This window comes from Chitinophaga rupis (assembly GCF_900109685.1).
GTDB classification, from domain to species: Bacteria; Bacteroidota; Bacteroidia; order Chitinophagales; family Chitinophagaceae; genus Chitinophaga; species Chitinophaga rupis.
Window position 1 is genome coordinate 225331 of record NZ_FOBB01000012.1, and the last position, 12388, is coordinate 237718.

Annotated in this window: 10 protein-coding genes; 2 read left to right on the forward strand and 8 right to left on the reverse strand. The window is 47.4% G+C overall.

Annotated elements, in window-relative coordinates; translation table 11 throughout:
- Positions 1-33 precede the first annotated feature (33 nt).
- The 5 genes from rpoB to rplK form a co-directional block, all read right to left on the reverse strand.
- Positions 34-3843, reverse strand: a complete 3810-nt coding sequence (rpoB, locus tag BMZ54_RS30665) for a DNA-directed RNA polymerase subunit beta (RefSeq protein WP_089920784.1) — start codon at positions 3841-3843, stop codon at positions 34-36.
- 189 nt (positions 3844-4032) lie between these two features.
- Complete coding sequence (gene rplL / locus BMZ54_RS30670) at positions 4033-4407, reverse strand: 50S ribosomal protein L7/L12 (RefSeq protein ID WP_089920786.1); 375 nt, start codon at positions 4405-4407, stop codon at positions 4033-4035.
- 145 nt (positions 4408-4552) lie between these two features.
- Positions 4553-5077: a 50S ribosomal protein L10 gene (rplJ, locus tag BMZ54_RS30675; RefSeq protein ID WP_089920788.1), complete on the reverse strand. Its 525-nt coding sequence runs from the start codon at positions 5075-5077 to the stop codon at positions 4553-4555.
- Positions 5078-5109: 32 nt separating this feature from the next.
- On the reverse strand, positions 5110-5799 hold the full coding sequence (gene rplA / locus BMZ54_RS30680) for a 50S ribosomal protein L1 (RefSeq protein WP_089920790.1): 690 nt from the start codon (positions 5797-5799) through the stop codon (positions 5110-5112).
- A 50-nt stretch (positions 5800-5849) separates the two neighbouring features.
- On the reverse strand, positions 5850-6293 hold the full coding sequence (gene rplK, locus BMZ54_RS30685) for a 50S ribosomal protein L11 (RefSeq protein WP_089920792.1): 444 nt from the start codon (positions 6291-6293) through the stop codon (positions 5850-5852).
- Between the two features lie 463 nt (positions 6294-6756).
- Here rplK and BMZ54_RS33500 point away from each other — a divergent pair, with 463 nt between their 5' ends.
- Positions 6757-7035: a DUF1579 family protein gene (locus BMZ54_RS33500; RefSeq protein ID WP_202909401.1), complete on the forward strand. Its 279-nt coding sequence runs from the start codon at positions 6757-6759 to the stop codon at positions 7033-7035.
- A complete protein-coding gene (locus tag BMZ54_RS33270) occupies positions 7035-7331 on the forward strand; it encodes a DUF1579 family protein (RefSeq protein WP_202909402.1) in 297 nt (98 codons plus the stop codon). Before BMZ54_RS33500 ends, BMZ54_RS33270 begins: the two co-directional genes overlap by 1 nt.
- A 57-nt stretch (positions 7332-7388) precedes the next feature.
- On the opposite strand, the gene BMZ54_RS30695 is transcribed toward BMZ54_RS33270, so the two are convergent.
- The 3 genes from BMZ54_RS30695 to BMZ54_RS32850 form a co-directional block, all read right to left on the reverse strand.
- A complete protein-coding gene (locus BMZ54_RS30695) occupies positions 7389-10853 on the reverse strand; it encodes a cache domain-containing protein (protein ID WP_089920794.1) in 3465 nt (1154 codons plus the stop codon).
- Between the two features lie 156 nt (positions 10854-11009).
- Positions 11010-11351, reverse strand: coding sequence for a hypothetical protein (locus tag BMZ54_RS30700; RefSeq protein WP_143081192.1), 342 nt, complete (start codon positions 11349-11351; stop codon positions 11010-11012).
- Positions 11352-11404: 53 nt separating this feature from the next.
- Positions 11405-11899: a hypothetical protein gene (locus BMZ54_RS32850; RefSeq protein WP_143081193.1), complete on the reverse strand. Its 495-nt coding sequence runs from the start codon at positions 11897-11899 to the stop codon at positions 11405-11407.
- Positions 11900-12388: the final 489 nt, after the last annotated feature.

Sequence of the window (12388 nt, forward strand, 5' to 3'; positions counted from 1 at the left end):
TAGCTGACTGCTAACGGCCAATAGCTAAAAGCTTTATTCAAACTTCAGGTCCAGACCCAGACCACGCAGCTCATGTATCAATACGTTAAAGGATTCAGGCACACCGGCTTTCGGTATGTTGTCGCCCTTAACAATGGCTTCATAAGCTTTTGCACGGCCTACGATGTCATCAGATTTAATAGTGAGCAGTTCCTGCAGGATGTTGGATGCACCGTATGCTTCCAAAGCCCACACTTCCATTTCACCAAAACGCTGACCACCGAATTGTGCCTTACCACCCAACGGCTGTTGAGTAATTAAGCTGTAGGGGCCTATAGAACGGGCGTGCATCTTATCATCCACCATGTGGCTTAATTTCAGCATGTAGATCACACCTACGGTAGCTTTCTGGTGGAAACGCTCGCCGGTTTCACCGTCGTGCAGGTAAGTATGGCCAAAGCTGGGCAATGCAGCCTTGTTAATAAATTCAGCTATTTCTTCTGTAGTGGCACCGTCAAAGATGGGGGTTGCAAAACGCACACCCAGCTTCAGACCGGCCCAGCCTAATACGGTTTCATAGATCTGACCCAGGTTCATACGGGAAGGTACGCCCAGCGGGTTCAGTACAATGTCTACCGGAGTACCATCGTTCAGGAACGGCATGTCTTCATCACGCACGATCTTGGCTACAATACCCTTGTTACCGTGGCGGCCCGCCATCTTATCACCCACTTTCAGCTTACGCTTGCTGGCCAGGTATACTTTCGCCAGTTTCAGCACGCCTGCAGGCAGCTCATCACCAATTGAAATGTTGAACTTTTCGCGTTTGTAACGGCCCAGCTCTTCATTGTACTTGATGTTGTAGTTATGCAGCAGCCAGTTGATCTGGTCGTTGGTAGTATCATCGGTGGTCCAGCCCAGCGGGTTTACATTCTGGAAGTCCACATTAGCCAGGTTCTTCTGGGAGAACTTGGAGCCTTTGGAGATCAGCACTTCACCGTAGGTGTTGGTGATACCGGCAGAGGTTTTATCCTTCAGCAGTACCAGCAGCTTACTCATCAGCACTTCCAGCAGGTCTTCCTCGTTCTTCTGGTGAACTTTTTCCAGTTTTTCCAGCGCCGCTTTTTCACGGGTCTTGGAGTTCTTATCTTTTTTGGCGCGGCTGAACAATTTCTTGTCAATCACCACACCTTCTGTGCTCGGGGGCGCTTTCAGGGAAGCGTCTTTCGCATCAGATGCTTTATCACCAAAGATGGCGCGGAGCAGCTTTTCTTCCGGAGAAGGATCAGATTCACCGCGGGGGGTGATCTTACCGATCAGGATATCGCCTTCTTTAATATGGGCGCCTACACGGATAATACCGTTCTGATCCAGGTCTTTGGTAGCTTCTTCGCTCACGTTCGGAATATCCGGCGTCAGCTCTTCTTCACCCAGCTTGGTATCACGTACTTCCAGCTCATATTCATCAATGTGGATGGAAGTGAACAGGTCTTCACGTGCCACACGCTCAGAGATCACGATGGCATCCTCAAAGTTGTAACCTTTCCAGGGCATGAACGCCACTTTCAGGTTACGGCCCAGGGCCAGCTCACCACCACGGGTAGCATAACCTTCGGTCAGGAAGTCGCCTTCTACCAGGTGCTGTCCTTTCTTAACGCAGGGGCGCAGGTTGATACAGGTGCTCTGGTTGGTTTTAACGAACTTGGTCAAACGATAAATTTTCAGATCGTCTTCAAAGCTCACCAGCTTCTGCATCTCATCACGCTCGTAGCGTACATGTATTTCGTTGGCATCAACAAACTCTACCACGCCTTTACCTTCAGAAGTGATCTGCAGGCGGCTGTCGCGGGCTGCTTTCGCTTCCAGACCGGTACCTACAATAGGTACTTCCGGAGCGATCAGCGGTACGGCCTGACGTTGCATGTTTGATCCCATCAATGCACGGTTGGCATCATCATGTTCCAGGAAGGGGATCAGGGAGGCGCTCAAACCTACGATCTGGTTCGGAGCTACGTCCATGTATTCCACTTCTTCACGGTCCAGGATGGGGAAATCACCGGTTTCGCGGGATTTTACCTTATCATTTACAAAAGCGCCTTTCTCATCCAGCTCCGCATTGGCCTGGGCTATTTTCACCAGGTCTTCCTCTTCAGCGCTCAGGAATTGTACTTTGGTCATTTCTACCTTACCGTCTTTTACTTTACGGTAGGGCGTTTCAATGAAGCCCATATCATTTACCTTGGCGTGTACGCACAGGGTAGAGATCAGACCGATGTTGGGACCTTCCGGTGTTTCAATGGTACACAGGCGGCCGTAGTGGCTGTAGTGTACGTCACGCACCTCAAAGCCGGCTCTTTCACGGCTCAAACCGCCGGGGCCCAGTGCGGAGATACGGCGCTTGTGCGTGATCTCAGACAGCGGGTTGGTCTGGTCAAGGAACTGTGACAGCTGGGAGGTACCAAAGAAGGAGTTGATCACGGAGGACAGTGTCCTGGCGTTGATCAGATCTACCGGGGTGAACACCTCATTATCACGCACGTTCATACGTTCGCGGATGGTACGGGCCATACGGGCCAGACCAACGCCGAACTGGGCGTACAGCTGTTCGCCCACCGTACGTACACGGCGGTTGCTCAGGTGATCGATATCATCTATTTCAGCTTTACCATTGGTCAGTTGTACCAGGTATTTGATGATGGCAATGATATCTTCTTTGGTCAGGACCTTCATATCCAGGGGCGTGGGTAATCCCAGCTTCCTGTTGATCTTGTACCGGCCTACATCACCCAGGTCGTAACGTTTATCGGAAAAGAATAATTTATCAATGATACCCCTTGCGGTTTCATCATCCGGCGCATCGGCACCGCGCAGCTGGCGGTAGATGTGCTGAACGGCTTCCAGCTCGGAGTTAGATGTGTCCTTGTTTAATGTATTGTAGATGATGGAGAAATCGCCGCTCACCTCTTCTTTCTGCACGAACACGCTTTTCACACCCATATCCACAATGGTTTCAATATTGGCTTCATCCAGGATGCTATCGCGTTCCAGCATGATCTCATTACGCTCAATACTTACTACCTCACCGGTGTCTTCATCCACAAAGTCTTCTACCCAGCTTCTTAACACACGGGCAGCCAGCTTTTTGCCGGCATATTTATCCAGACTTTTTTTGTCTGCTTTAACCTCATCCGCCATGCCGAAAAGCTGCAGGATGTCTTTATCTGTTTCGTAGCCAATGGCACGTAACAGGGTGGTAACCGGGAATTTCTTCTTACGGTCTATATAGGCGTACATCACATTATTGATGTCCGTTGCAAACTCCATCCAGGCGCCCTTGAACGGGATCACCCGGGCAGAGTAGATCTTTGTTCCGTTCGGATGTATGGATTGTCCAAAGAACACACCAGGTGAGCGATGCAGCTGGGATACAACCACGCGCTCCGCACCATTGATCACGAAAGTTCCTCTCGGGGTCATGTAAGGAATGTTCCCTAAGAACACATCCTGTACAATGGTCTGGAAGTCTACGTGCTCCTCATCATTACAGCTCAGGCGCAGTTTGGCCTTCAGCGGTACGGAGTAGGTAAGCCCTCTTTCTATACACTCTTCAATCGTGTAACGCGGCGGATCTACGAAGTAATCCAGGAACTCCAGATTAAAGATATTTCGTGTATCCGTAATCGGGAAGTTCTCTTTAAATACTTTAAAAAGGCCTTCGTTGTTCCGCTTATCTGGTGTGGTTTCTAACTGGAAGAAATCCTTGAAAGATTGAATTTGGATAGCCAACAGATCCGGTGTCTCAGTCACTTGTTTGATCTTTCCAAAATTAACTCTTTCGTTTGCTTGGGCTTGTTTTAGAGACATATTCGAAGTTAGCAGTTATATGACTTGTAAAATTGTGAGCTAAATTTCACAACGTAAATCCTTGAAGTTAAGATTTCTTCGTCAATATACCATCAAAAGGTGCTAAAAAAGACAACTTTCCCAAAGGGATAAAGGCCAAAAGTGCTGGATGCACTTTTGACCTTAAAAGAGGTATAATTAAGCAAAGAATTACTGAATCTCAACGTCAGCGCCTGCTTCAGTCAGCTTAGCTTTCAGATCTTCTGCCTCAGCCTTGTTAACGCCTTCTTTAACCGGTTTCGGTGCACCGTCTACCAGTTCTTTGGCTTCTTTCAGACCCAGACCAGTCAGATCTTTTACGATCTTAACTACGTTCAGCTTGCTGGCGCCAGCGCTTTTCAGGATAACGTTGAAGGAAGTTTTTTCTTCAGCAGCAGCAGCTCCGCCACCGCCATCACCAGAAACTACTACTGCAGCAGCAGCAGGTTCAATGCCGTACTCAGATTTCAGTACGTCAGCCAGTTCTTGTACTTCCTTAACAGTTAAGCCTACTAATTGTTCGGCCAATGCTTTTACGTCTGCCATTTGTATAATGTTTTTGAATGTTTTAAATGTTGTTGTTTATAGAGTGACTTGGAAGCCAAATTTGTGAGCGGTTAGCTTTTAGCGCTTAGCTGTTAGCGTTGTGTTCTGCTAAAAGCTAAATAGCTAAAGGCTAATAGCTGTTTGTTTATTCCGCTGCCGGTGCGGCTGCGCCTGCTTCTTCTTTCTTTGCTTTTTCCAGCAAAGCAGAAATTACGCGGCTGGCAGGTGACTGCAACAGGCCAATAACTTCGCCGATAAGCTCGTTCTTGGTTTTGATGCGTACCAGGGCAGCCAGCTGGCTATCGCCGCTGTAAATCTCTTCAGCTACGAATGCTGCTTTCAGGATCGGTTTATCACCATTGCTTTCTTTACGGAAAGTGGAGATGATCAAAGCGGGTTCTTTCGGGCTATCAGAGAACAGCAGGGCAGTTACACCGTTCAGTGCTTCGTATACACCTGCGTATTTTTCGTTATCCAGTGATTCCAGCGCCTTGCGGATCAGGGTGTTCTTAGCCACCTTCATTTCCACCTGCTTGTCAAAGCACACTGCTCTTAACTTGTTCACCTGGGCTACGGTTAATGATTCCGTATTGGTGATGTAAAAGTTGCTATATTGAGAGAACTTGCTTTTCAGCAGTTCAATCGCTTCATTTTTTTGATCTTTGTTCATTGCTTTTTGATTTGCATCCGTCAGGGAACGGATTAGATTTGAACAGATTTAGTATCTATGATGATGCCTGGGCTCATGGTGCTGGCCATAGATAACCCTCTCAGGTAAGTACCTTTTGCAGTGGACGGTTTCAGCCTTACGATAGCATTGATCAGCTCCTGAGAGTTCTGCTCAATTTTTTCGGGTGCAAAGGAAACACGGCCGATAGAAGCGTGGATAATACCAGCTTTATCTACCTTAAAGGTGATCTTACCGCCTTTTACCTCGTTCACAGCAGCTGCTACATCATTGGTAACAGTACCTGTTTTCGGGTTCGGCATCAGGTTACGGGGACCCAGGATCTTACCCAGCTTACCGATCTTAGGCATCACAGACGGGGTTGCAACGATTACGTCAACATCCGTCCATCCAGCTTCGATCTTCTGGATAAATTCATCCAGCCCTACATGGTCAGCGCCGGCAGCTCTCGCCTCGGCTTCTTTATCCGGGGTGCAAAGCACCAGCACTCTTTTGGTCTTACCGGTACCGTGGGGAAGCGTTACAGAACCACGGATAGCCTGGTCAGCCTTCTTAGGATCAACGCCTAAGCGGATATGCAGATCAACAGAACTGTCGAACTTAGTACAGTTAATATCTTTTACAAGCGTAGACGCATCCTTCAGGGTATAGACTTTGTTCTTGTCTACCTTTGAATTAGCCGCTTTTCTTTTTTTAGTTGCCATTTGTCAATGTTTTTGAATGGTTACTCCGTTAGAGCGGAGGTTTGACAGAATTAGTTTTCCCAGGGAGCTTTACCATCTACAGTGATACCCATACTGCGTGCAGTACCGGCTACCATGTTCATAGCACTTTCCAGCTTAAAGCAGTTCAGGTCGGACATTTTATCTTTAGCGATAGCCTCGATCTGTGCCCAGTTAACTTTACCTACTTTAACGCGGTTAGGCTCTTTGGAACCACTTTGCAACTTGGCAGCTTCCAGTAATTGTACTGCTGCGGGCGGCGTTTTAATAACAAAGTCGAAGGATTTGTCGGTGTACACGGTCAGCAATACAGGCAGTACCTTTCCCATTTTATCCTGGGTACGGGCATTGAACTGTTTGCAGAACTCCATGATATTCACACCTTTGGAACCTAAGGCAGGTCCGATTGGAGGTGCAGGGTTGGCTTGGCCGCCTTTTACCTGCAATTTCACGTACGTTGCAATCTCTTTTGCCATAAATGTGTGTTTTAATTTGGTGAAAACGTCCCGCGCAGGGCGGAACTCCCAAACTAAAAGGTGTTAAAATCTAACTGATTAATTAAATTTTGCCTTTTAAAGGGGATGCAAAGGTAGCTAATATAATTATTATGGCAAAAAGTTTTTGAAGTTGGGCACTCTTTTTGCTTAGGATATAAATTTTTTACAATTCTATTGCAATTCTCCACTTTTCGCCTCCCCTGGAATTTATTTTTTGTCTCCGTTATAGCTAACAAACCGGCTGCAAAAATACAAAATATTTCCCGGTTTTATACTGGCCTTCAGGTCCCCCTCCCCCGAAACAATTTCTTCATTAATGATCATTGTCCCGGATCACTCTCCTCCCACGGACTACTCCGTATTAATTATTAATCATTAATTCCCCGCCCGTCCTCCGGTCACCCTGTTGATTTTCAGTATCTTTAATATAAATACCACCTTTATGAAATGTCTATTGTTAACAGCCACCCTGCTGGTCCTGCTGCTACACCATCCCGCGCAGGCACAATCCGCAGATCAACAGGCTGCCCAAAAAGCATGGATGGATTATATGACCCCTACTGCTATGCATCAGATGCTGGCCAAATCAGACGGTGAATGGACCTTTACCATGAACTCCTGGATGGACCCCAATGCCGAACCCATGAAAAGCACCGGCAATGCAACCTACCACATGATCCTTGCGGCCGCTACCAGGAAATGCGCTGCACCGGCACCGTAATGAACATGCCTTTTGAAGGTATGGGCACCACCGGGTACGACAATGCCAAGAAGATCTTTGTGAGCTCCTGGGTTGATAATATGGGCACCGGCATGATGTACATGGAAGGCAAGTGGGACGAAGCCTCCAAAGCCGTTCACTTTACCGGCAAAATGTTAGACCCTACTACCGGTAAGGATTGTGATGTGAAAGAAATTTATAAGTGGGTAGATGACAATACCCAGCAAATGGAAATGTACACCGTAGTAAATGGTAAAGAAGTGAAGAACATGGAAATTACCTTTACACGGAAGTAGCTAAAAGTTTTAAAATGTAAAAGTTAAATGCAGCGGCCGTTAACCGCTGCATTTTCATTATTCATTTTTTAGCGGCGGCGGCGTGGCCCTGAAGCTGCTCAGCACTTTCGGCAGCAGGGGCAGTAAAGTGCTGAGGGTGGTTAACAGCACCAGCAGCTTCTTGGAAATATCTTCCTGCGTAGTAAAAATAAATAGTCCCACCAGCGCTACTATCACCAGCAAAGGCGTACGGATGGATTCCCACAGGCTGCGGGCATTATACTGCTTACGCAGTTCTACCGATTCTGCTGTATGGCGCTGCTCCAGCAGGAACTGCCGGAACACCGGGTCCCGGATCACGATCAGGCCATTATAAATACCCAGGGCGCCTTCTGCTCCCAGCAGGGTGCTGATCTCCATCGCATTTTTATAGTTCACCAGCCCGTCTGCCGCCAGGTCCAGCAAAATGATCTTCTGGCTGCCGGAAAGCCGGTTCCACTTGCTTTTGAAAAACACGGCCCGCTGGTATTGCTGCTGTATCATGGCTTTGGTTTCCTCATCCGTAAAGGGCAGCGTGTTTTTTTCCAATGTCTTATCCGGCTCAGCATCCCGGAAAATGCGTACAAAATCCAGCAGGAAAATGCGCGACACTGCGCTGCGGATCAAAAAAAAGATGCCCCCCAATAGCAGCAGTACCGGCAGTAACAGCATAGTAATATGCTGCCAGCCACTGAGGAACAGGTAACGTACCGGCGGCCGCGTAATGATCTGTATGGCCTGCACCTTATCCGGGTAGTTACCAGGGGCCATCCGGTAATGCAGCGCCAGCCCGCCCTTTTGCTGATCCCAGTACCAGGCCCCGTCTGCCGCCTGTTGCAGTAACGGCAAACTGGAAGGGTCCTCTTCATTATTCATATTTATCTGCCCTGACAGACTGCTGTAATACAGCTCCGGTACGTTCCGGGTATTAGCGGGCAGCTGGTCCCAGGGTTTTACCGGCATAATATGATCCCGGCCCGTGCTGTAAATACCCTGCTGCCAGCACCAGTGGGTGTAATAACCTTTTATAGGCGCCCCCGTATTGCGGAAGTTCTTTACCAGCCCTAACAAAGCCGGCCTGCGTTTTTCCAGGCAACGGGCCATGCACAGCTGCTGTCTTTTCACCGACTGTACAATTTCCCGGTTATGCGCATACCAGGTGAACACGGCCATGGGCATTACCCCCAGGCACAATGCCAGCAGTAATACAAACCAGCTGTAATGCATTAACGATACCGGCAGTTGCGGCGCAGCGGCTGTAGCTTCATTAGCCTGCGGCCAGCCCCACATGATAACCAGTATCAGCAGCAGCACACTCTGGAACAGCCAGAAGGCAGCCCCTCCCCCGCTTTGCCCAATGGCCAGCAGCCAGTATACAAACACACTGTAGCCCAGCATCAACAGCAGGTAAGCGGCTATTTTCCAGGAGTGGCTCCGGCGCCCGGGTTGCGAACAGGAATGGTAGGCATACAGCAGTATGAGGATATTTAGCGGCGAAATGAGGCCCAGCGCAAAGGTTACATAATCATCAAACCACTTCCCAAACACACCGCAGGTAAGCAGCACCACCAGGTAAAGCGCCAGGAACCATAAACCTTTGCGGTATATGGCATCATCTGCCTCCCGGGGAATGATCCAGGTGAAACGCGCCGCCAGCGGATCGCGGTACAGCAGCGAACGTTTGGAAAACCCATGGTGCAGCAGCAGCCAGCCGCACACCAGCAGAAAAGTAAAGAACGTGCACACCAGGGAAAACAGCAGTATGCGCAGGTTAACCGGCGTTATATAACCATTATTATAAAACGTAAGCAGGTAAAAGGAACGGCCTGCTACCGGGTGCATAACCAGGCGTTGCGACAGCGGATGTATATATAAGGAGTGGGTTTTGCCATAACAGTGCACATTGTTCAAAGTAGTATCCTGCCGGCTGTTAATGGCATCGTGTAAAGACCCTGCTTCAGCGGCTTCGTCAAAAAAGTTCTCTTTCAGGTTGCGGTCTGCTTCTGAATGAATGTATACCTTGCCCTTACTATCAATAATACAAAAGCCATAGCCCGGCGGCATTACGGTATTTAATAAGGAATACATGCGAGCTGAAAGAGACACCAGCGCCATAGAATCTATCCGGCTGCTTTCTACCAGGTTAATTACAAAATCGCCCCCGGACCAGCTATACACGGGATCCATCAGGGAAATGCCGGTATCTGCTCCATTGCCGGCCTGCTGCGCAAAAAAGCGGTAATAGTCCCTTTCCTTTACGCTGATAAGGTACAGGCTGGAGGTATCTGGCAGCTGTACGCGAAAACGCTGCATGCCCGTTCTGCTCACCCAGTTAATACGCTCAAAATTATAATAGGGCTTTCCGGATGGCGGCGTGAGTGGAATTGCGTAACGTGACTTTTTACTTCTTACCTGCACCACCAGTTTATTGGTTGTTCGTATACTATCGTTGTGCTGCAGCACACGCAGAAAAGAAGTGTCAAAGAAGCGCATTTGCTGCCGCATTTGCTGCACCTCTCCTGTCATACTCTGCTCAATCTGGCCGGAGAGGGTTCTTAACCCGATATTGGCCGTCATATATCCCCTGGCCAGCAGCAATACCTGTATCACGATCATGGTGATCACCGTAATCCCGCCGAAGATAGCCAGCGCCAGGTTTACCAGGTCGCTGAACTTTACCTGCTCATAAGCTCCCATCAGGTATATTTTCAAAAAGGGCAGGCTAATAATGATGAGCAGCAGCACAATAATAAGCGGGTACACCAGGTACACCGGAATGCTGCCCAGGCGCTGGCGGTAGTCTGTGTTCTTTATTAACCCGCCTAGCACCAGGCGCTCCTGCCCCATCACAAACGGGAAGCAGAACAGCTTGTAGGAAATGCCCTGTATGCTGATATCTATGATCTGTGAAAAGGTAGTGCCACGGTAATGCATCAGCAAACTATCCGGCTGCACCTGGTTATCCAGCCCCAGGCGCTCATCATAATACACCATGGTGCCGGGGCCATGATCCAGCTTTATCAGCAGGTAAGAGGTGAACAGCTCATGCCGGTAGTCAATAATGGGCTGTATCAGTTTTTCCACCGGTAGTACCAGTTTTATTGCATCCTGCTTTTTAGGGATAATGTGGTATTCCAGCAGGCTGCCTTTAATGTAAGTGCCGGCCCGTGTGGTATCCGCGTTCCGGCTAAAGCTGGCTTTTACCTGTTCCGGTAAGGCCTCCAGCGCCTTTTTCATGGCGGCGGAATCCTCTTTTGTCCTGGCATCGCGGAACTCACCGTTCACCAGGTTGGTGTAAAGTTTCAGCAGGTCGCTGTTGCGGGCTTTCATGTTCGCAGAAATACCGCTCAACACCTGGAAGGCGTACTGGTGCAGTCTTTGCCGGTTACCCGGAATGTAATAGAAATAGTAGGTGGCAAAGGCGGTGCCCAGCACAAATAATATAACGATCACAATAAAGGTATTGCGCCGCTGGGGTAACAGCGATTTTAACGGGGCGGCCATATGTGACAGAATTTTTGGGGTTATGAATGTCCTTGGCTACGCTCTAAAAGTTGATATAACTGGTATAAAGATATGGTTTTTTGATGAGAGGTGTATCAGTACGCTGTTTGGGGTTGTTTCTCCGTATTGTTTCTCCGCGATGAATTATTCTTATTATTAATTAGTTTTAATCAATAGCTCACCGGAAAAAAACTTTTTCTGTAACTCCAGTAATTCTGTCTTCCTTGTATTTACAAGTTCTTCATACTCTTTGGTAGTATTATTAAAAAAGTCGGGGTGAGAAATAGTACCCACCAGGTGATTTAATTGAGAAGTAAAGAACAGCATCACTGGTACCGGCATCAGGTCCGTATCCTTATAATCATCAATCACAGCCAGTAGCAGGGTTATAAATCGATGGTATTCATCATCATCCCATTCCCCTTCCATTCTTACTTTGTAAGAAAATTCATCTTCTGATCCCACATATTCAACATATTGTTTTAATGATTCTTTCATATTCATATACATGGTATGCGTTTCATTCGCCTTAGAAGTTACCATTCGCGATTTTATGACTTCGTTACGTTGTCTTTCATTTTTTTCAACCGTTCAGTCCAGAAACCATGCGGTAATAATGTATCCCTTCCAGACTGCACAAGCTGCAGTTTGGCTTCTCCATTATAAAAAGGATGCGAGAAAAGAATAGCAATCATTTTTAATTGTACACGGGGTTTGCCTGCAAAAAATGTGATCAGGCCTTCCAGCTCTGCCGGCTGCCGGAGCATATAAAAAACATACAGGTCTATAAAAAACTCTACCAGATACTTCTTTTTGGGGAACAACCTGGAAGGCCGGTCAAAATAGCTCTCAATCGCATCATTTTTAGTAGCCCCATAATATACGGATGCCTGAAGCTTTGCGTCGTTATCCCAGCTCTTTACAATATACTGGTCTATATTTTCCTCCAGCAGGCGGAAGAATTTTTTCTGGTCATGCTGATAAAGGTCAAAGAAAAGGGCAGGTGTTGTAAAAATCCTTGCCAGTAGATCTTTGTTTTTCCCCATATCCAGAAAAGATATGCAGGGGCTTGGATATAATATGCTTTGCAGTAAGGATAACACAATATCCCGGCTAAGGGACAAGGATTGTTCTGTAAATCTGCTCAAAGAGGGGAAATGACTTTTTTTATTAAAGATGGCTTCAAAAAGTATTTTTATCTGTTGATGAAGATCAATCTGTTCGCCTTTGTATGCAAAACCTTTACTATTTAGAACAAATGATCTTAGAAGATCTTCTTTACAGGGGTGAAAAAATAAAAAGAACCGGAATAGATCTGTTCTGTATAACTCCTGCTCATTTGGCAGATGCAACATCATGTTCTTAAAACAGAATAGTTTCAACCTGCGGTTAATAGCTGAAGGTTTTTTACTGTAACTAAGCGTATTCAGCACTATTTCTGTTAAAAACAGGTAATCACTATAGGCCTGGTCATGGCTGAAGCCTGCCAGTTCATCATATAATTCAGCCGATATAAAATCGTCAATAGCAGTATC